Origin of the sequence: Sulfitobacter aquimarinus, assembly GCF_040149565.1 — a bacterium.
GTDB classification, from domain to species: Bacteria; Pseudomonadota; Alphaproteobacteria; order Rhodobacterales; family Rhodobacteraceae; genus Sulfitobacter; species Sulfitobacter aquimarinus.
On record NZ_JBEFLO010000003.1, the window covers coordinates 1 to 18,980 of the forward strand.

Annotated in this window: 17 protein-coding genes; 6 read left to right on the forward strand and 11 right to left on the reverse strand. The window is 59.2% G+C overall.

The features are described from left to right. Nucleotides 1-13: 13 nt before the first annotated feature. Entirely contained in the window at nucleotides 14-883 is an 870-nt protein-coding gene (locus ABMC88_RS07030) for a branched-chain amino acid aminotransferase (RefSeq protein WP_349576150.1), read from the reverse strand. Nucleotides 884-1,053: 170 nt separating this feature from the next. Here ABMC88_RS07030 and ABMC88_RS07035 point away from each other — a divergent pair, with 170 nt between their 5' ends. The 5 genes from ABMC88_RS07035 (at nucleotide 1,054) to dxs (ending at nucleotide 5,454) form a co-directional block, all read left to right on the forward strand. Then, nucleotides 1,054-1,563 carry a MarR family winged helix-turn-helix transcriptional regulator gene (locus tag ABMC88_RS07035; RefSeq protein WP_349576151.1) on the forward strand — a complete coding sequence of 170 codons (510 nt, stop codon included), beginning with the start codon at nucleotides 1,054-1,056 and terminating at the stop codon, nucleotides 1,561-1,563. Further along, nucleotides 1,560-2,261: a response regulator gene (locus tag ABMC88_RS07040; protein WP_349576152.1), complete on the forward strand. Its 702-nt coding sequence runs from the start codon at nucleotides 1,560-1,562 to the stop codon at nucleotides 2,259-2,261. The genes ABMC88_RS07035 and ABMC88_RS07040 overlap by 4 nt, the downstream gene beginning before the upstream one ends. A 142-nt stretch (nucleotides 2,262-2,403) precedes the next feature. Further along, nucleotides 2,404-2,646: an exodeoxyribonuclease VII small subunit gene (locus ABMC88_RS07045; protein WP_349576153.1), complete on the forward strand. Its 243-nt coding sequence runs from the start codon at nucleotides 2,404-2,406 to the stop codon at nucleotides 2,644-2,646. Between the two features lie 2 nt (nucleotides 2,647-2,648). After that, nucleotides 2,649-3,515 (forward strand): polyprenyl synthetase family protein, encoded by an 867-nt coding sequence (locus tag ABMC88_RS07050; RefSeq protein ID WP_439655584.1) that lies wholly within the window; start codon nucleotides 2,649-2,651, stop codon nucleotides 3,513-3,515. Nucleotides 3,516-3,525: 10 nt separating this feature from the next. Beyond that, the gene (gene dxs, locus ABMC88_RS07055) at nucleotides 3,526-5,454 is read left to right on the forward strand and encodes a 1-deoxy-D-xylulose-5-phosphate synthase (protein WP_349576154.1); all 1,929 of its coding nucleotides are present in this window, start codon (nucleotides 3,526-3,528) and stop codon (nucleotides 5,452-5,454) included. Here dxs and ABMC88_RS07060 read toward each other — a convergent pair. From ABMC88_RS07060 to ABMC88_RS07090, 7 genes are all read right to left on the reverse strand, one after another. Next, entirely contained in the window at nucleotides 5,451-6,239 is a 789-nt protein-coding gene (locus ABMC88_RS07060; RefSeq protein WP_349576155.1) for an ion transporter, read from the reverse strand. The genes dxs and ABMC88_RS07060 overlap by 4 nt on opposite strands. Before the next feature lie 110 nt (nucleotides 6,240-6,349). Further along, complete coding sequence (locus ABMC88_RS07065; protein WP_349576613.1) at nucleotides 6,350-7,204, reverse strand: SDR family oxidoreductase; 855 nt, start codon at nucleotides 7,202-7,204, stop codon at nucleotides 6,350-6,352. 95 nt (nucleotides 7,205-7,299) lie between these two features. Beyond that, on the reverse strand, nucleotides 7,300-7,542 hold the full coding sequence (locus ABMC88_RS07070) for a hypothetical protein (RefSeq protein WP_349576156.1): 243 nt from the start codon (nucleotides 7,540-7,542) through the stop codon (nucleotides 7,300-7,302). A 145-nt stretch (nucleotides 7,543-7,687) separates the two neighbouring features. Next, nucleotides 7,688-8,392 (reverse strand): YjbF family lipoprotein, encoded by a 705-nt coding sequence (locus ABMC88_RS07075; protein WP_349576157.1) that lies wholly within the window; start codon nucleotides 8,390-8,392, stop codon nucleotides 7,688-7,690. Next, nucleotides 8,389-10,554, reverse strand: coding sequence for a YjbH domain-containing protein (locus tag ABMC88_RS07080; protein WP_349576158.1), 2,166 nt, complete (start codon nucleotides 10,552-10,554; stop codon nucleotides 8,389-8,391). The genes ABMC88_RS07075 and ABMC88_RS07080 overlap by 4 nt, the downstream gene beginning before the upstream one ends. Nucleotides 10,555-10,677: 123 nt before the next feature. After that, nucleotides 10,678-12,561, reverse strand: coding sequence for a polysaccharide biosynthesis protein (locus ABMC88_RS07085; RefSeq protein WP_349576159.1), 1,884 nt, complete (start codon nucleotides 12,559-12,561; stop codon nucleotides 10,678-10,680). Between the two features lie 148 nt (nucleotides 12,562-12,709). Then, the gene (locus tag ABMC88_RS07090; protein ID WP_349576160.1) at nucleotides 12,710-13,327 is read right to left on the reverse strand and encodes a sugar transferase; all 618 of its coding nucleotides are present in this window, start codon (nucleotides 13,325-13,327) and stop codon (nucleotides 12,710-12,712) included. A 357-nt stretch (nucleotides 13,328-13,684) separates the two neighbouring features. Here ABMC88_RS07090 and ABMC88_RS07095 point away from each other — a divergent pair, with 357 nt between their 5' ends. Next, complete coding sequence (locus tag ABMC88_RS07095; protein ID WP_349576161.1) at nucleotides 13,685-14,794, forward strand: polysaccharide biosynthesis/export family protein; 1,110 nt, start codon at nucleotides 13,685-13,687, stop codon at nucleotides 14,792-14,794. Nucleotides 14,795-14,835: 41 nt separating this feature from the next. On the opposite strand, the gene ABMC88_RS07100 is transcribed toward ABMC88_RS07095, so the two are convergent. The 3 genes from ABMC88_RS07100 to ABMC88_RS07110 all read right to left on the reverse strand — a co-directional run bounded on the left by ABMC88_RS07100 (nucleotide 14,836) and on the right by ABMC88_RS07110 (nucleotide 18,977). Beyond that, the gene (locus ABMC88_RS07100) at nucleotides 14,836-16,089 is read right to left on the reverse strand and encodes a glycosyltransferase family 4 protein (RefSeq protein WP_349576162.1); all 1,254 of its coding nucleotides are present in this window, start codon (nucleotides 16,087-16,089) and stop codon (nucleotides 14,836-14,838) included. Nucleotides 16,090-16,169: 80 nt separating this feature from the next. Beyond that, nucleotides 16,170-16,949: a carnitinyl-CoA dehydratase gene (locus tag ABMC88_RS07105; RefSeq protein ID WP_349576163.1), complete on the reverse strand. Its 780-nt coding sequence runs from the start codon at nucleotides 16,947-16,949 to the stop codon at nucleotides 16,170-16,172. A gap of 12 nt (nucleotides 16,950-16,961) precedes the next feature. Further along, nucleotides 16,962-18,977, reverse strand: coding sequence for an acetate--CoA ligase family protein (locus ABMC88_RS07110; RefSeq protein ID WP_349576164.1), 2,016 nt, complete (start codon nucleotides 18,975-18,977; stop codon nucleotides 16,962-16,964). Nucleotides 18,978-18,980 lie beyond the last annotated feature (3 nt).

Here is an 18,980-nt window from a genome sequence, read left to right on the forward strand (position 1 = left end):
GCTCATGTAGTGCTTATTCGCGCACAAGCTTTTCATAGCTTTCGGCAATGTCACGGGTCAGCGCGCCGACCTCGAAGGTGTAGTCGCCGATCTGACCTACGGGCGTGACTTCGGCGGCGGTGCCGGTCAGCCAGCATTGCTCGAACCCTTCCAGCTCTTCGGGCATGATGTGACGCTCGTGAACTGTGATGCCGCGATCCTTGAGCATGCCGATGACTGTCTGACGGGTGATCCCGTTCAGAAAGCAATCTGGGTCGGGCGTGTGTACTTCGCCGTTCTTAACAAAGAAGATGTTCGCGCCTGTCGCCTCGGCGACGTATCCACGGTGATCAAACATCATCGCATCCGAACAGCCGTTCGCCTCGGCCGCGTGTTTGGACATGGTACAGATCATATAAAGACCCGCCGCCTTGGCATGGCACGGGATTGTTTCAGGCGAGGGGCGTTTCCATTTGGAAATGTCGAGCTTGGCGCCCTTCATCTTGGCATCGCCATAATAGGCGCCCCATTCCCACGCGGCTATGGCCACACGGACAGGGTTCTTCTGGGACGCAACGCCCATATCTTCGCCCGCACCGCGCCATGCAATTGCCCGCACATAGGCGTCCTGCAATCCGGAAGCGGCCAGTACTTCGGCCTTGGCGGCCTCAAGCTCGTCGATGGAATAAGGGATTTCAAAGTCGATCATCTCTGCCGACCGCTTCAAACGCTCGGAATGCTCGCGGCTTTTGAAAATCTTGCCGTTGTAGGCACGCTCGCCCTCGAACACAGAGGAGGCATAGTGCATGGCGTGGGTCAAAATATGCACGTTTGCGTCCCGCCACGGGATCATTTTGCCATCCATCCAGATGTGCCCATCCCGATCATCATATCCACCAGCCATAAAATTTCCTTCCCAGAGCGCGTCTGAATTTCTTAAAGTTGCGCAGCATTGCAAAATCGCGTAATATAGTTACGCAAAACCTCGTTTGAGGTATCCTTTCGGGGTTGGAGTGTCAATAAGGCTGACATAAACTGCGCCACACAAGCCCCCCCCCCTGAGCGGAGACCCCTATGGACCGGCGACCACATCCACCGCACAGCGGCGAGGCGCTGCTGTTTCTCACGGATGAGCAGCTGCGGCAGGGCATCGAGGCGATGTTCTTTGCCTATCGCGGGTTTACGGCCGATCCTGACCGCATCCTGTCGGAAATGGCGTATGGACGTGCGCATCACCGCGCACTGCACTTTATCGGACGCGCACCGGGGACAACCGTAAATAACTTGTTGAATATTCTGGGCGTGACCAAGCAATCGCTGAACCGTGTATTGCGGACATTGATCGCAGATGGTCTGGTCGAAAGTGCGGTCGGCAGGCAGGACAAGCGGGAGCGGCATCTGAACCTGACCGACAAAGGCAAAGAGCTGGAGCAGACCCTGTCAAACGCGCAACGTGCGCGGATGCGGGCAGCGTACCGTGCCGCAGGGCCCGAAGCGGTGGCGGGCTTTCGCACTGTGCTGGAGGCAATGATGGATGGTGAGATGCGCACAAACTACGGCCGGTTGAAGGATACAAGCCCATGAATGCCCCCGACGCACATCTGCTGATCGTCGATGATGACGAGCGTATCCGCACGTTGTTGCAGAAATTCCTGATGCGGCAGGGGTTCTTGGTCACTTCGGCCCGCGACGCAGCGCATGCGCGTCGGATTCTGTCAGGGCTGGAATTCGACATGATGATCTTTGACGTGATGATGCCCGGCGAGGACGGCCTGAGCCTGACCCGTGCGCTGCGCGAGACGATGACCACCCCGATCCTGTTGCTCACGGCCAAGGGCGAGACGGACAACCGGATTGAAGGGCTTGAGGCGGGGGCGGACGACTACCTTGCCAAACCGTTCGAGCCCAAGGAACTGTTGTTGCGGATCAACGCGATTTTGCGGCGGATGCCGGAGGCGCAGCCCGAAGACACCAGTCCCAAAGTGCTGTCTTTGGGGCCGATCAAGTACGACATAGAGCGCGGCGAGATGTGGCATGGCGAGGAGCTGGTGCGGCTGACCGCTACCGAAGTGCAGCTGATGAAGATATTCTCGGCAAAACCCGGTGAGGCGTTGAGCAGGTCCAATCTGGTGGAAGAGTTGGGTCGCGATCGGGGCCAAGCGCAAGAGCGGGCCGTGGACGTGCAGATCACTCGGCTGCGGCGCAAGATCGAAGCGGACCCCAAGCAGCCGCGCTATTTGCAGACGGTGCGCGGTGCAGGATATATGTTGGCGCCTGATTGAAGGGGCGGATGGGGGCCAGACCCCGCGGCCCGAGGGCTAATTCCCCCGGAGGATTTATGGCCAGAAAAAATAGGCAGGGTCCGGTGGTCTTTGGGGGGGCGTGGGCTTATGAATTGGCGCGTGCAGAATGAGAGAGAATGCTATGAGCGATACACCTGTTGACGAGATGAGCTTTGAAGCGGCGATGGCCGAGCTGGAGACGGTTTTGGGGCAACTGGAACGGGGCGATGTGGCGCTGGACGAAAGCATCGTGTTGTATGAGCGCGGGGCGTTGTTGAAGGCGCGGTGCGAGGCCAAGCTGAAGGAAGCCGAGGAGAAGGTGGCGGCAATCACCTTGGACGGGGACGGCAATCCTGCGGGGTTGAAGCCTGTCGAAGGGATGTAGACGTGGGCCAGTTTCAGCAGGCTTTGGGGGCTGCGGGCACTTTGGCGGCGGCGCAGATAGCGCAGGCACTGGAGGGGACCTGCGGGCCTATTCGTGATGCGATGATCTACGCCACCCAAGGCGGCAAGGGCCTGCGCGCGTTTTTGGTATTGGAGACGGCGCGGTTGCACGGTGTGGATGTGGACGCGGCTGCACCTGCCGCAGGAGCGATCGAGGCGCTGCATGCCTATTCGCTGGTGCATGATGACCTGCCCTGCATGGACGACGATGATCTGCGGCGCGGGCAGCCGACGGTCCACCGCAAGTGGGATGAGGCGACGGCCGTTTTGGCGGGCGATGCGTTGCAAACACTTGCGTTTGAATTGGTGGCGCAAACCCAATGCGCCGATGCCGCACGGTTGTCATTGATCAGCACATTGGCGCAGGCTTCGGGTATTCGAGGTATGGTCGGGGGGCAGGCGCTTGATATCGCCGCCGAGACCGCGGATGTGCCGCTAACGCTGGAGCAGACCAAGACGTTGCAGGCGGGCAAGACCGGTGCGTTGATTGAATGGGCCGCGACTGCTGGCGCGCGGATGGCGCAGGACGACACAAGCGCGCTGGGACAATATGCGCGTGATCTTGGGCTCGCCTTCCAGATTGCCGACGATATTCTGGACGTTGAGGGCGATGCCGCCACAGTGGGCAAAGCGGTTGGCAAAGACGCGGATGCGGGCAAAGCCACATTCGTGTCACTGCTGGGTCTTGATGGTGCCAAGCGCGAGGCGCAAGAGCTGGTGACCTCGGCCTGTGATGTGTTGCACGGCTACGGGGCCGAGGCCGATACCTTGCGCGAGGCAGCCCGATTTGTGATTGCGCGGAAAAGTTAGGGACAAAGACATGACCGAGACGCCAAAAACGCCATTGCTGGACCGGATCGTCCGCCCTGCGGATATGAAGGGGCTGTCGGACCGTGAGCTGACGCAGCTTGCCAGCGAAGTGCGGGCCGAGACGATCTCGGCTGTGTCTGTCACGGGCGGGCATCTGGGGGCGGGCCTTGGCGTGGTCGAGCTGACTGTGGCGCTGCATGCGGTGTTCGACACCCCGCGCGACAAGATCATCTGGGACGTGGGCCACCAATGCTATCCCCACAAAATCCTGACAGAGCGGCGCGACCGTATCCGCACCTTGCGGATGGAGAACGGGCTGAGCGGGTTCACCAAGCGGGTCGAGAGCGCTTATGACCCTTTCGGGGCCGCGCACAGTTCGACTTCGATCTCGGCCGCACTTGGCTTTGCCGTGGCGCGGGATCTGGGCGGCGTGGTGCCCGAGGGACTGGGCGATGCGATTGCCGTGATTGGCGACGGGTCGATGTCTGCAGGCATGGCTTATGAGGCGATGAATAACGCGGGCCATCTGAAAAAACGCATGATCGTAATCCTGAACGACAACGAGATGAGCATCGCACCGCCTGTGGGCGCGATGTCTGCGTACCTGAGCCGTCTCTACGCCGAAGAGCCGTTTCAGGAGTTGAAATCAGCGGCCAAGGGCGCGGTGAGCCTACTGCCCTATCCGTTCCGTGAAGGAGCCAAGCGCGCCAAAGAAATGCTCAAAGGGATCACTGTTGGCGGCACCTTGTTCGAGCAGTTGGGGTTCTCGTATCTGGGGCCGATTGACGGGCATGACATGGACCAGTTGTTGCCCGTGCTGCGCACGGTGAAGGCGCGGGCAACTGGGCCGATCCTGATTCATGTGATGACGAAAAAGGGCAAAGGCTATGGCCCTGCCGAGGCAGCACGCGACAAGGGGCACGCCACGGGCAAGTTTAACGTCATCACAGGCGAGCAGAAGAAAACGCCCAGCAACGCGCCCAGCTATACTTCGGTCTTTGCCGAAAGCTTGCTGCAACTGGCGGCAGAGGACGACAAGATTTGCGCGGTGACCGCCGCGATGCCCGATGGCACGGGATTGAACAAGTTTCTGGAACGCCACCCCTCGCGCTGTTTCGATGTGGGCATCGCCGAGCAGCATGGCGTGACATTCTCTGCGGCGCTGGCTGCGGGCGGGATGAAGCCATTTTGCGCGATGTATTCGACCTTCCTGCAGCGCGGCTATGATCAGGTCGTGCATGACGTGGCGATCCAACGGTTGCCCGTACGGTTTGCGATCGACCGTGCCGGGCTGGTCGGTGCTGACGGGGCTACACATGCGGGGTCCTTCGACATTGGCTATCTGTCTAACCTTCCCGGCTTTGTCGTGATGGCGGCGGCGGATGAGGCCGAGCTGAAGCACATGGTCGCCACGGCGGCGGCACATGATGACGGGCCGATCGCGTTCCGCTTCCCGCGGGGCGAAGGGCGCGGGGTCGAGATGCCCGAGGTCGGCGTACCGCTGGAAATCGGCAAGGGCCGCATGATTGCAAAAGGCAGCCGCGTGGCGATCCTGTCGTTTGGGACACGGCTGGAAGAGGTCGAAAAAGCCGCCGAGGCGCTTGCCGCCAAGGGCATCACCCCCACCATCGCTGACGCCCGTTTCGCCAAGCCGCTGGACCGCGGGATGATCCTGGAACTCGCCCGCGACCACGAGGCACTGATCACTGTGGAAGAGGGCGCCGTAGGCGGCTTTGGCAGCCATGTGGCACAGTTGCTGGCGGATGAGGGCGTGTTTGATGACGGGCTCAAATACCGCTCGATGGTGCTGCCTGATATTTTCATTGATCAGGCCAGCCCCGAAGGCATGTACGCCGTGGCAGGCATGAATGCCGAGCATATTGAGGCAAAGGTTCTGGACACGCTGGGCATCGCCCAGATCGGCGCGCAGACAGCCTAGTCTTTTTGCGCGGCGATCAGCTGATCTATCTTGATCTCAAGCTGCTCCAGCTTGGTTTGGATGTCGGCACGGTAGGCATCGGTACTGGCGACTGATTCCTCTTGGTGCGCGTCCTGCATCGAATTCACGATCAAACCTACCAACAGGTTCACAACCGCGAAGGTTGTGACCATGATGAAGGGCACAAAGAACATCCACGCCAGCGGATAGACCTCCATCACAGGGCGCACGATTCCCATCGACCAGCTCTCAAGCGTCATGATCTGGAACAGGGAATAGCCGGAACTGCCAAGCGTGCCGAACCATTCGGCAAAGGAATCGCCGAACAATTTGGTCGCCATGACAGCCGCGATATAAAAGATCAGCGCCATCAGGAGGAACACCGAGGCCATGCCAGGAAGGGCGGTAACAAACCCTTCAACCACGCGGCGCAGGTTTGGTGCAACCGACACAATCCGCAACACCCGCAGAATCCGCAGCGCACGCAGCGCCGAGAACCCCTGCGCAGCGGGCACCAGCGAGATACCGACAATAACGAAATCAAAGATGTTCCAGCCATCGCGGAAAAAGCGGCCGCGGTGGGCGATCAGCTTGGCCAACAGCTCTGCCACGAAGACCGCCAGACACAGCTTGTCCAGCAATGTGATCAGGCCGCCTGCCCGCTCCATAATCGGTTTTGACGTCTCCAACCCCAAGATGACCGCATTGAACAGGATCACGGCCAGCACGGCATTACGCACGCGGGACGACTCCATAAATGTCGCTAGTTTCTGAGAGAATGTCATGATCGCTCCGCTCTGGTTGGAGGGTATATGGCGTGGCCGCAGCGCGACGACAAGAAGCACGCGGAGTTAAACCCGCATAAGACTTACATCAGATAAAAGATGCTGCTGTCCTAGGCGATTTGCGCCAGCATCGCAGCAAGGCCGCTGCGGTAGTCGGGATAGATCGGCGTCCAGCCCAATGCGGCTTTGATATGGTCGTTCCGCACGCGTTTGCTTTCGGCGTAAAAGCTACGGGCCATGGGGGTCATCTCTGCCTCGTCAATCGGGATGGCGGGCGGGATGGGCAGGCCCAGCAGTTCAGCCGCGTGGCCGATGACGTCCTGCGGCGGAGCGGGGTCGTCATCGCACATGTTATAAATCTCGCCCGCGCTTGGCGCGGCAAGCGACAGTTCAAGCCCCAGCGCGATGTCCTCGACGTGGATGCGGCTGAACACCTGATTCTCCTTGATGATCCGCCGCGCTGTTCCGCCCCGCACCTTGGCAAACGGTCCGCGTTCGGGACCATAGATACCGGCGAGCCGGAAGATGTGCAGCGGTAGATCGGGAATGGCGCGCCATGCGGCCTCGGCTTGCACGCGTGCGGCGCCGCGCTTCGTGCTGGGCTTCAGCGGGGTCTGTTCATCGACCCAACCGCCCTGATGGTCGCCGTAGACACCGGTTGTCGACAGGTACCCAACCCAGCGTTTGGCCGCAGCATTCTCCGCAAAGGTATCAGCCAAGGCGGCCAATACAGGATCGCCATCTGCATTCGGCCCTGCCGAGATCAGGATGTTCGGGAACTCGGCGACCAGCGCTGCCATATCCGTACCCGGCCACAATACGGGCTCCACGCCCGTGGCTGCGATTGCGTCCATCTTATCGGCGCTGCGGGTGGTCCCGACAATGTGCCACCCCTCTGGAACCAGCCGCGCCGCCAGTGCGCGCGCACTGTAACCATGTCCGAATGACAAAAGCCGCTTGTCCATCATACTGGCCCACCGAAGATATAGATTTCATACGTCAGAATCGAAAACGGCCCCTCCCGAAGGAGAGGCCGCGAATTCTTGGGTAGAGGCAGGGTTTAGTCTGCGTCTGTTGGGTGGTCGGAAACCGACTCATCATCGTCGTCTTTTGCGATCAATGCGCCAACTGCAACAACTGCAACGGCCGCGCCGATGATTGCTGGTGCGCCGATGCCGGAACCTGCTGGAACGTAGGCGGCTTTTTTCTGAGGCTCGGCTTCGTATGTTGTGTTCAAAGAACCGGCGAAAGAAGCAGAGGCCATCAAAGAAACCACGGTTGCTACGGAAAGTGTCTTAAACATTTTTGTCATCCTGTTTTAAGTAATTGAGGAGGCTTTTCACGGCCCGTTTGAAATTGAGATAGCTGAATTGGAAAATCATCACAACATTATATCTGGAGGGATAGATACAATATTAGCGGAGTCTTGCCAACTGTTGCATGATTGCCTAATTTTTCAGCAGTTTGATCTCGAAATATCCCACCCTTGGCCCCATCCATTGGCGGGATTTTCGCACCTGGCCTGTCGACCGTTGAACCCAAAAATCGTTACGCAATTCGTCCCGTCCAGAGCTGCCCCCGACGCAACGTTCTTGTAAGTGATCCGTTGCAAGACGTTGATTTGCAACGATTATATTTTCAGAACCCAAATTTGCTACCTCGCAGCGAAATTGATAATCTGTAGTTGTATTATCACCGTCCGAGACGACAAAACTGCGAATACCGCTCGATTGGACACGGTTTCGAACCGCGTGAACGGTCGATTTCGCACCTGCAGCAATTATGTCACCACCGATACCTCTTGTGCCGACGACAACGCCATTTCGCAGGAAAACCTGAGCCCGATCAGAGGATTCCCAGATTTCGACCCGCCCAAGAGCCGAATCGTTGCGCGTTGCGACACGCTGCAAGAAGTCCGAACCGCCCCGCACCTCAGGATTAACCTGCAGCAGCGCGACCTCGACCTTGGCCAGCTCTGACGCGGGCAAGGTGATCGTTTCACGCGGACCTGCACGCCGCGTCGCAGCAATGTCTTTGAACGCGTCAAAGGCCAGCTTCGGCAATGCAGTTTCACGGTTGGTGTCAGAGCTGCACGCGGCCAAAAGCCCCGCGACCAACACGGCGTAAATGCTGCGGTTTAACATGCGCTTCATTCCCACACTCCTGACCAGTTCCCGACAAGCTGTTGACGGTGCCCGCTGCGGACCTGTTCATACAGACGACCCGGCACGCTCAGGCGTGCGCCGCCGTCCCGCAGGAAGGGCCGCAAGGTGGTAGAACGCGTGCGTTTGTCCGGCTGCCCCAATACCCAGTTCATCGGGATTGTCAGTTTGATCCCCTTGTCGAACGATCCCGCGCCAAAATCATCGGCGGAGACATCCGTCAGCGTAAAGAAGCCGCCAACGCGCCAGCCATTGGCGAATTCGCGTTCAAGCGTCAGCGTGGCACCAACATCGCCTGCAAGATAGCGCCCCACATCCAGTTGCGCGGTGTAGCCGTTGTTGAACGCATAATATGCTGATGCATGGCCTGTCGCGACGCTATAGTCCTGAAAGCCCAGCACCTCGTCAAAGGCCCGCTGTTTGACATAGTTCACCTCAACACCCAGCGCGAGCCTGCTGGTTGCGGGCTTCCACAGCACCTCGGCAGAGATGCCGCCATACATACGCTCCAGATACCCTGCGGAAACGCGGGCATAGATGTCGGGGGCCGCCTTCCACTGGCGGCTGACATACAGCTGCGGAATGGACGTGTCGCTTCCCGCTGCGTATTCCAGATTGTTCGTGCGCACAGGGGGCAGACGGGAAGTGTTCTCGCGGTTCGACTCACTGATGTCACCGTACAGGCGGTGCCTGATCTGGCCCGCGATTTTCCACCCCGGTGCGGGCTGGTACGACATGCTAAGCGCTAGCCCCGCATCAATACGCACAGGGTTGTCCGCGTCAAAATACAGACGTGAGAAGTAAGGACCAATGGACCAGTTGAACGCAGGAAACAGTGCCTCGTTCACGGCAGCACCCGCCAAACGTGGCGACGCATCGCCAATGCCTGTGACGGCCAATAACGCGTCGGGCGCGTTTGGCGACACTTCCAACGCCTCCAGATCAGACCTGCGGAAGGTCACGGCGGACTGCGCAAGATCATTCACCACAGGCACGATGCGGAATGTCTCGACCGAGTCGGGCAGCAATTCGGCCATCACACGGGCCACACGGCCCACGGATACCGACGTAGAACGGTAGCGGTTGTTCTTGAACCTGACTTCGGTCGTTGAGGCCGTTGTGCTGGTCGCGACCAACGTCATGCCTTCGGCTTCCAGCAGCGGGATCAGCGCATCACGCACCTGCACCGTTGCTTCCGCTTCGGAGGCGGCCCAATCGGTGCTATACGCTTGGGGGTTCGTGCGGCGATCGGGACGGTTGAAGAACGGCTTTGGTGCAGGAATGCGCAAAGGCGCTGCGGGGCGTTTTGGGTTAAGCTGGATCTGCGCATTCAAACCGAATTCCGAGCCGTAGAGGTAATAGGCGCCCAAGCGGAACCCCTCTGTCACCTGATATTCGGCGCCAAAGTTGAACCGCGACTCGCGTTCAAAAATGTCACTGCCCGTTTCCAGCACATAAGCGTCCGAGCTGTATTCAGCCTTTACGCCGAACTTGTCGTTGATCTGCCATTCGACGCCCGCAAAGGGGGCTGCCTCGCCGCGGAACCATTGGTCTACCGACAGCTCCCCACCCGTGTCGCCAGGCTGGAACGACGCACGCTCAGCACCAAAAGGCGAACCAATCGCACCAGAGCTGCCCAGCCGCCCCCACCCCAGACCAACAGTCGCCTTGATCCGTCCCGGAATGCGCGCGCCCGAGAAGTTCTTGGTCGCGGCGATGAATTCACCCGCATAGATGCCCGTGCCTGCAAAATCCTGCAGACCCAGCGTCAGCGCAGGCAAATAACGGCTTTCGCGGTTCAGCAAAAAGCGGACGTCAAAGCTGCGGTCGCGGTAGGTGTCGAACTGGCTAAACGTGGCGTCCTTGATCCCCGAATAGCGAAAGCTGGCCTGAATCCGTGGTGTCGCCTGAAACGTCAGCGTGGTGCGGGTGGATTTGGCACCCGTCGAAACGCCAACCGCAATTTGCCCGTCCGGCAGCGCCTCGCCCGAGGGCATGTCGATCAGACCCGGCGCGCCATAGAAGTTGAGCGTGGGGCGATCAGGCGCGTCGAATATGCCGTCCGCCTGTTGGGTGGCCCCCGCAAGAGGGAACAGCGCGGCAGACCCCAAAAGGGCCACGCGCAGCGCTGACTGTGCAATAAATCGGATCATCAAATGCTCTCTGCTCAAAGCTGTCTTTTCGGCTGATAATGCATGCCACGGCGATGGTGTGCAATAAACGCCATGCCGTACACCCTTAAATTGCGGGACGGCGTGACAAATCTGCGCTTTTACTCACGACACGTCGGCTTTTTCGACGACCTGCGCTTGGTAGCCCTCAACCCAACGGCGTACGACATCACGGGCCATACCCTCATCGCTGGCGACAAAAGCTTCCCGCAGACTGCGCAGGGCCGAGGCAATTTCGATCTGCGATAGTCCTTCTTCCTGCGCCATGAATACCTTGGGATAGGACGTGCCCACCAAATCATGCGAAAGGGTCAATTCCTCTGACATCTTTTCACCGGGGCGCAGGCCGGTAATCTCGATCTCGATGTCGCCGTCGGGATTATCCTCGTCGCGCACGACGTATCCTGCTGTCTCGATCACTTGACGGGCTAGCGACAGGATGGGAACGGGCGTGCCCATGTCCAGCACAAAGACTTCGCTGCCGCGGCTGATCGCGTTTGCCTGCAACACCAACTGCACGGCCTCTTGGACCGTCATAAAGTACCGCTCTACCCCTTTGTCGGTCACGGTGAGCGGGCCACCACGGCGCAATTGTTCCTGAAACAGCGGCACCACCGACCCCGATGACCCCAACACATTGCCAAATCGCACCATCGAGAAAATCGTGGTGTCCTGCCGTTTGGCCAAATCCTGCACAACCAGCTCGGCCAATCGCTTGGACGCGCCCATCACGTTGGTCGGGCGCACGGCCTTGTCCGACGAGATAAGCATGAACCGCTCAACCCCCGCCTTTGCAGACTGTTCAGCCAGCGTTTGCGTTCCGAAGACGTTGTTCACCAAACCGGTGAGCGGGTTCGCCTCGACCAGCGGTACGTGTTTATACGCCGCCGCATGCAGCACGATCTGCACCCCGTGCGACACCAGCAATTTGCGCACCTGACGGCTGTCGGTGACAGACCCCAGAACAGGCACCAACTCGATCTCGAGGCCCTCCTGCTCGATCGCGCTGCGCAATTCCATGTCGATGTTGTAGAGACCAAGCTCGCTCAACTCAAAAAGGATCAGCTTGGCTGGGCGGCATTCAACCACCTGACGGCACAGCTCTGACCCGATCGATCCCCCCGCGCCCGAGATCAGCACGACCTTACCCTCATAACTGGCGCTTGCATTGCCAAGCGGGCGCTCGACCTCGTCACGGCCAAGGAAGTTCTTGGCAGAGACGGGCGTGAGCTTGGTCAACAACGCCTCCTTGCCGATCAGCTGCGCAAAGGAGGGCAGCGTCTGCACCTCCAGCCCCATCTGCTGCAAACGGCGGGCGATCTGGGACTGTTTGGGACGGCTCAGCGAGGGGACGGCCAGCAGGACGCGGTCAATCTTATGCTCGTCCACGATTTCAGCAATGTTGATCGCAGGAAAGACGGGCAGCCGCTGCACACGCACGCCGTGCAGGCCCTGGTTGTCGTCGACAAAGGCCACGGGATGAATGGATTCATGCCCCCGCAACGCCGACACAAGCTGCGAACCGGTCGTGCCTGCACCGTAAATCAGAACGCGCGTCCGCTCTGCCGAGTGGCGATAAACCGCCAAGACAAGCTGCAACAGCACCGCCCGCGCCGCCACAGCGAGGCAAAAGAACACCACGCCAAAGACCATATGCACGCCCAAAGGCAAGCCAAGCCCTGCAACGTCCGAGAAAACAACCGAGGCAGTCGCCAGCAGCACGGCATGTAGGGCCGTGAGCCCGACCGAAGCCGCCTCGTAGCCGCTGACCTGAATGTGGTGGATGCCAAACCACATTGAAATGCCCATCGCGAGCAGGAACATGTAAGGCATCAGCAACATATAGCTGCGGATATTTTCCCAAAGACCGCCAGGCAGATCAAGCGCGGCAAAGGCAAACAGCAAGGCAAGCAGGACCAACACGCCGTCCAACAACAGCATGATGCCCCGCTTGTGCGATTGGCTTAGCGATTTGATCCAATTCAGCATGGCCCAACCCGTATATGACCAGCGACATCCGCTACTGGTCCAAAAATTCGAAATATCAAAAGGCGCATAGCCCGGTAAGCAGCCACATTAGCGTAGTTTAGCGAAAATTCATAACAATTGATTAACCTCGACGGAAAAGCGACGTCTTTCACCGTTTGGAGCGGGCAAACAGGTTGCCGATTGTCTGGAAGACCAGATCAAAATCGTAGCAGGTACTTTGATGCCGTTGATAGATCAGATCCAGCTTGGCTTTGCGCGGGATGCAGATGCGGCAATAGACATCTTCGGTCTGCGCGGCAGTGGTGCACCGCGACAAAAGACGCTCTTCGTGTTTGTGAAAGCGGATCGTCGCAAGGCCCGTCACACCGGGTCGCGACTTGAGGACCTCACCGTAAATCTCGGGGAATTGCTCGACATATTCCCGCAAAGGCGGGCGCGGCCCGACAAAGGATAAATCCCCCTTCAGAATATTCCAAAGCTGCGGAAACTCGTCCAACCGTTTGGCCCGCAAACGGTGGCCCAAGGGCGTCACACGGGACGCCTTATGCGCGCCCGATACCCCTTGATCGTCGTCAACGACCGTCATGGTGCGGAACTTGAGCAGGCCAAAGGACTGGTCCGGCGTTTTCATACGCTCGGCCACATAGAACAACGGGCGCCCCTGTTTGAGCGCGATATAAATCACAAGAAACAAAATAACCGGCCCCAAAATAACGACCAGCAAGCTAGCGAAAAAGAGATCAAAGATGCGCTTGCGCCATGTCATTCGGGATTGGTCCTTTTTCGAAGAGATAGCGGCAGAGCAGGCCCTGCGCCAACGGGGTCATGATAGCGGTAACTCAGGCTTGTGTACCGATGTAACCTGCATGGGCCATGCGCACTGTGGCCAATCCGCCGCACCTGACGGGTTAAGCATGCCTCCATCGGCGGCCACCTGCCCTAAAGGTGCATCGCGCATGGTCACCACCGCAAAGGGATTGCGCAACATGTTCGGGTTATTTTCCAGCGGCCCAAGCGGAATATATTGACCTGAATAAAGCGTGCAGTATCTTGCAGCGACTAATTGAACGCCAGAACGCCGACAACAAGGCGCCAAATACGGCAAGGGAAGAGCATTTACCCAATGGGCAAATTTACGAAATACATCCTATGCATCGCGCTTGGCCTGACCTTGGCAGCTTGCGGATCACTGCCGCGCGGCGCCGCGATCCAAGCGGAAATAGTGAAAGGCGCAGACACACCCGAAGCCGATTTTGCCGTCTACCCTGTGACAAAAGCCTTCTTGCCCAGCGTCAAGGAATGGCCCCGCACCGGCGAGCGTCATTACAGCTGGCTGCCCCATAGCCACGGCTCGACCGCGCAAATTATCCGCCCCGGGGACACATTGAACGTGGTCATCTGGGACAGCGCCGAAAACTCGCTTTTGCTCAACCCGGGTGAGCGGAGCGCCGATTTGTCGAACCTGCGTGTGTCGTCTGCGGGATCTATTTTTGTGCCCTATGTCGGCAAGATCCGCGTGGCGGACCGCACGCCCGACAGCGCCCGCCAGCTGCTGCAACGGCAGCTTGAATCCGTGGCACCCGGTGCGCAGGTACAGCTGACGATGGCCGAAGGGCGCGTAAACTCGATCGATATGGTCAGCGGCGTGCGCACCCCCGGCAATGTGAAGCTGCCCGATCAGGATTTCTCGGTGCTTGGCGCGATTTCGGCCGCTGGCGGGGTCAACGATGCGCTGACCAATCCGCAGGTCAAACTGGTCCGCGGGCACAAGACCTACAAAACCTCGCTGTCGCGCCTGTTCGACAATTCAAAACTGGATACACGGCTGCGCGGTGGCGATCAGATTATCGTTGAAGAGGACGGGCGCTATTTCCTGTCGCTAGGGGCTACGGGCAAGGAAAGCCAGTTCAGCTTTAACCGTGACAAGGTCTCGGCGCTGGATGCGCTGGCAATTATCGGCGGTGTGAATGACGCCCGCGCAAACCCGCGTGGCGTATTGATCCTGCGTGAATACCCCGCCTCTGCCCTGCGTTCGGGCCAGCGCGGCCCGCGCCAGCAGCGCGTCGTCTTTACGATTGACCTGACCACGTCTGACGGGCTGTTCTCGGCACGCAACTTCTTCATCAACTCGGGTGATCTGGTGCTGGCCACCGAAAGCCCTGTCTCAAGCGTGAGCGTGGTTGCGGGCCTTATCGGGTCTGCCTTCGGGATCATCAATCTGGTGTCGAACTAAACACGCCCAACGACAAAGGGGGCCACTGGCCCCCTCCCATCCTATTCGGGCATTTTGATCTGCTTGTCTTCAGGCAGAAGCGCGTTCATTTCCGCGATATGCTCTGGCAGGCATTTGGTGAGGAAATCGTATTCTTTTATCACGTGCTTGCGGGCCGCAGGGCCAAGGTGGGCAAAGTCCTTGGGCTTTTTCAGCACTTCAATTACCTGTTTGGCCAAGGCCGCAGGATCGTGAAAATCGACCAGCAGGCCGGTTTTGCCATGGGTCATCGCCTCACGCACGGGCGCCACATCAGAGGCGACAATCGTGGCCTCCATCGACATCGTTTCAAGCAAGGACCAAGACAGAACAAACGGCATGGTCAGGTAAATATGACAGCGGCTGATCTGGATGATCTTTTGGTAATCGGCATAGGGCACCTGCCCCAGAAAATGCACACGGCTCCAATCGACGCGGTCGCCCAGCTCCGCCTCCATCTCGCCGCGCAGGCCACCGGGACTTTTGCTTTTTGCGCCATAAGAGACTTCGTTCCCGCCAACGATCAAAACACGCGCCTTGGGGCGTGCGGCAAGGATATCGGGCAGCGCCCGCATGAATTTGTGAAACCCACGCATGCGTTCAAGATTGCGGGCCATATAGGTCACAATCTCGTCTCCGTGCCGGATCGGGTTATCGATCCGCCCCAGCTTCAGCATCGCCTTGCGGTTCGGCTTTAGCCGATCAGTGCGGATGCCGTCATGGCAGACATAAATCTTGTTGTGCATCTCGGGTGGGAAACAGTCGCGTTGCCATTTTGTCGGGCTAAGGCCGCGGTCAACAGTCGTGATGTTCAGGGTCGGAACCACATTGCGTGCCTGCAGCAAAAACGGCGTGTGTGCGTTCACTGGTTCTTCGTCATCGAAATTCACAGGGCCGCCGAACAGACGGTAGTAGTATTCAAAAAAGCCGATGATCGGCACGTCTTCCCAAAGCTGTTTGAAAAACGTCAGCTCGCCCCAGCCCGCGTGGCCCACGATGATGTCAGGCTTGAAGCCTTCGGTTTCTTCAATCTGCTTGGCCGCCAGCACCGCACCAAAGCCCGCACCGCTGGCTTCTTCCCAGACTTTGCTCAGGCCGTATGCGTCCTTTTTGGGTACATGGTGGGTTTTATAGATACGCTCTTTTACGCCTTCAATCTTGGGCGGGTTTTTGCGCTGGGTCAGAAAGTAGATCTCGTGACCGCCCTGTTCGGCCAACCACTGCACCAATTCGCGGTATTGGCCCGGCATGTTCTGATGCACAAATAGAATATTCATGAGGGCTGTGCGTCCTTATTATTGCGTCATAAAATACAGTCGCACCAGTTAACCCCGCGCCCCTGCATTTGGCAAACCCCCTATTTACCTTTCCAAACGGGATCACGCTTTTCTGCAAAAGCGCGTGCGCCTTCCAACTGATCATCCGACGCATAAAGCACATCGACGCTGCGCAACTGGCGTTTGGTGATGCGGTTCATTGCGTCCTGAAAATTGGCATCTTCCGCGTCGCGCACGATCTCTTTGATTGCGGCATAAACCAGCGGCGGACCAGAGGCCAACAGCCGCGCCAGCTCCCATGCGCGGTCCATCAGATCACCCGCTGGCACTACCTCGTTGATAAGGCCCCAGCCCTTGCCCTCGGCTGCGTCAAACCAGCGGCCCGTCAGCAAAAGCTCCATCGCGATGTGATAGGGGATGCGTTTGGGCAGCTTGACGCTGGCCGCGTCGGCAACCGTACCAGAACGGATTTCCGGCAAAGCGAATGTCGCGTGATCGGCAGCAAGGATCATATCCGCGCTCAGCGCCAGTTCGAGCCCGCCACCACAGCAGATGCCATTCACTGCCGCGATTACCGGCTTGTTCAACCCTGGCAATTCCTGCAACCCGCCAAAGCCGCCAATGCCATAGTCCCCATCTACGGCATCGCCCTCCGCCGCCGCCTTCAAATCCCAACCGGGGCAAAAGAACTTGTCCCCGCCACCCGTAATAATCGCTACCCGCAGATCAGGGTCATCGCGGAACGCCGCAAAGATTTCGCCCATCCGGCGCGAAGTCACCAGATCAATCGCATTGGCCTTGGGGCGGTCCAGCGTGACTTGCAGAATTGCGCCTTCGCGGTGGGTTTTGATCGTTTCCATAGTATTGTCTCCTCAGGATTGGCGCAGCAGCGCATCGGCGGCGATGGCCGCGTCAGGCGTACACATCAGCGGGTTAATCTCTACTTCAGTGATGCGGTCAGCGTAGGCAAAGACGTAGTCCTGCAACGCCATAACGGCCGCAATGATTGCGTCCAGATCGGCGGCAGGCTTGCCGCGATACCCGTCGATCAGCGGCCAGATACGCAAGGATCGCAAGGCCGCCTCAACAGCGCCGCGCGGCGCGGGCACCAAAAGCGTCGCGGTATCGCACCATAGCTCGGCCAAGACCCCTCCCGCCCCGACGGTAAGGACAAACCCGTGCGCAGGGTCGCGCACCACACCCAAGAGCAGCTCGACCACAGCGCCCTGGACCATTTCCTCCAACAGCAAGGTGCCATCAGGCATCGCCTTGGATGCAGCCAGAACCGTGTCAGCCGTCAGCCCCAAAGCAACACCACCCGCTTCGGATTTATGGGCCAGCCCGCTGGTTTTCAAAACCAGTGGGGCGCGCAATTCAGACGCAGCAGCGACAAGCGCATCACGCCCGTTCACGCGGCCCCCTTGCGGGATAGGCACACCTGATTTTGCAAGCAGCGCCTTGGCATCAACCTCGTCCACCAACGCCGCATCACGATCAGCCCCCGGAGCCAGCACAGCAGCCGCTTCGGGCTTTTGCAGCGTTGCAGCCACAGCGGCGGCTGCAACCGCCTCGCGCAGGCCGCTCATCGGTACGACTCCGCCGGCCATCAATCGGGCCGCCACATCAGGCGGCATCAGTTCAGGCAAAGTCGCGACAACCGCAACAGGCCGCCCGCTGCGTGCATGAACATTCAATGCGGCCTCGGTCGCACACTCCCAATCGCCAGCGTCGGTATGGGGGTAGTCCACAACGATCAGCGTCAGACCGACGTGATCCGCGGCCATCGGCACCCAAGCGGCGGTCATCTTCTCAACATCGCGCCAGACATAGGTGTGGTAATCAAGCGGATTACTTAACGCGACCATCGGGCCCAATGCCTCCCTCAACGCAGCGCGCTGCGGCTCTTGCAGCGGTGGAAACGACAGGGGTGAACCAACAGCCGTGTCCGCCGCAAGGCTCGCCTCGCCGCCCGAGCAGCTGATCGACGACAGCGTCGGCGCGGACAATGGCCCGACCATATGCAGCAACTTCAAAGTCTCGACAAATGTCGGCAGATCAAACACCCGCCCGATCCCCAACCGCGCCAAAAGCGCAGCAGCGCCCGCGTCACTGCCTGATAATGAGGCCGTATGGGAAACAGCCGCCTGCTGCGCCTGATCCGACTGACCGACCTTCAGCGCAACCAACGAAACCCCTTTTTCATGCGCCCGCACGGCCAATTCCTGCCAAGCATGCAGATCGCCAAACCCTTCGATATGCAATCCAATCGCCGTTACACGCGGATCATTTAGCAAGTCATAGGCGATCTGCGCCTGCGATGTCTGCGCCATGTTCCCACAGGCAACGACATAGGCGACGGGCAGACCCCGCTGCTGCATCGAAAGATTGATCGCGATATTCGAAGACTGCGTCAGGATCGCGACCCCCGTTTCGACAGAGGCGCACCCATGCTGATCCGGCCAAAGCAAAGCACCGTCCAGCGCGTTGATAAAACCATAACAGTTCGGCCCCAGCACCGGCATTTTGCCCGCCGCCGCAACCAAGGCGTCCTGCAGGCCATGCCCATCGCTATCCTCGGCGGCTGCTTCGGAAAAGCCCGATGCAAAACAAACCGCACCTCCCGCGCCAATCTCGCGCAGCTCCGCAATGACATCCACAGTTGCGCGTCGGTTTACGCCAACAAACACGGCATCGGGCGGCGCCCCAAGCTGTGCGATGCTGGCCACGGACTGAATGCCTGCAACCATCCTCCCTCGCGGATGCACCACCTCAATCGACCCCGAAAACCGCATCTTGCGACATTGGTGAATGATCTGCGCGCACCACGCACCTCCGCCTATCACTGCGATCCGTCGCGGGCGCAACAAACGCGAAAGATCACGCGCCATATC

What these genes read in the sequence shown, in the direction of transcription:
- ABMC88_RS07030 (WP_349576150.1), bottom strand. Translation starts at nt 883, where the DNA reads ATGGCTGGTGGATATGATGATCGGGATGGGCACATCTGGATGGATGGC.
- ABMC88_RS07035 (WP_349576151.1), top strand. Translation starts at nt 1,054, where the DNA reads ATGGACCGGCGACCACATCCACCGCACAGCGGCGAGGCGCTGCTGTTT.
- ABMC88_RS07040 (WP_349576152.1), top strand. Translation starts at nt 1,560, where the DNA reads ATGAATGCCCCCGACGCACATCTGCTGATCGTCGATGATGACGAGCGT.
- ABMC88_RS07045 (WP_349576153.1), top strand. Translation starts at nt 2,404, where the DNA reads ATGAGCGATACACCTGTTGACGAGATGAGCTTTGAAGCGGCGATGGCC.
- dxs (WP_349576154.1), top strand. Translation starts at nt 3,526, where the DNA reads ATGACCGAGACGCCAAAAACGCCATTGCTGGACCGGATCGTCCGCCCT.
- ABMC88_RS07060 (WP_349576155.1), bottom strand. Translation starts at nt 6,239, where the DNA reads ATGACATTCTCTCAGAAACTAGCGACATTTATGGAGTCGTCCCGCGTG.
- ABMC88_RS07065 (WP_349576613.1), bottom strand. Translation starts at nt 7,204, where the DNA reads ATGGACAAGCGGCTTTTGTCATTCGGACATGGTTACAGTGCGCGCGCA.
- ABMC88_RS07070 (WP_349576156.1), bottom strand. Translation starts at nt 7,542, where the DNA reads ATGTTTAAGACACTTTCCGTAGCAACCGTGGTTTCTTTGATGGCCTCT.
- ABMC88_RS07075 (WP_349576157.1), bottom strand. Translation starts at nt 8,392, where the DNA reads ATGAAGCGCATGTTAAACCGCAGCATTTACGCCGTGTTGGTCGCGGGG.
- ABMC88_RS07080 (WP_349576158.1), bottom strand. Translation starts at nt 10,554, where the DNA reads ATGATCCGATTTATTGCACAGTCAGCGCTGCGCGTGGCCCTTTTGGGG.
- ABMC88_RS07085 (WP_349576159.1), bottom strand. Translation starts at nt 12,561, where the DNA reads ATGCTGAATTGGATCAAATCGCTAAGCCAATCGCACAAGCGGGGCATC.
- ABMC88_RS07090 (WP_349576160.1), bottom strand. Translation starts at nt 13,327, where the DNA reads ATGACATGGCGCAAGCGCATCTTTGATCTCTTTTTCGCTAGCTTGCTG.
- ABMC88_RS07095 (WP_349576161.1), top strand. Translation starts at nt 13,685, where the DNA reads ATGGGCAAATTTACGAAATACATCCTATGCATCGCGCTTGGCCTGACC.
- ABMC88_RS07100 (WP_349576162.1), bottom strand. Translation starts at nt 16,089, where the DNA reads ATGAATATTCTATTTGTGCATCAGAACATGCCGGGCCAATACCGCGAA.
- ABMC88_RS07105 (WP_349576163.1), bottom strand. Translation starts at nt 16,949, where the DNA reads ATGGAAACGATCAAAACCCACCGCGAAGGCGCAATTCTGCAAGTCACG.
- ABMC88_RS07110 (WP_349576164.1), bottom strand. Translation starts at nt 18,977, where the DNA reads ATGGCGCGTGATCTTTCGCGTTTGTTGCGCCCGCGACGGATCGCAGTG.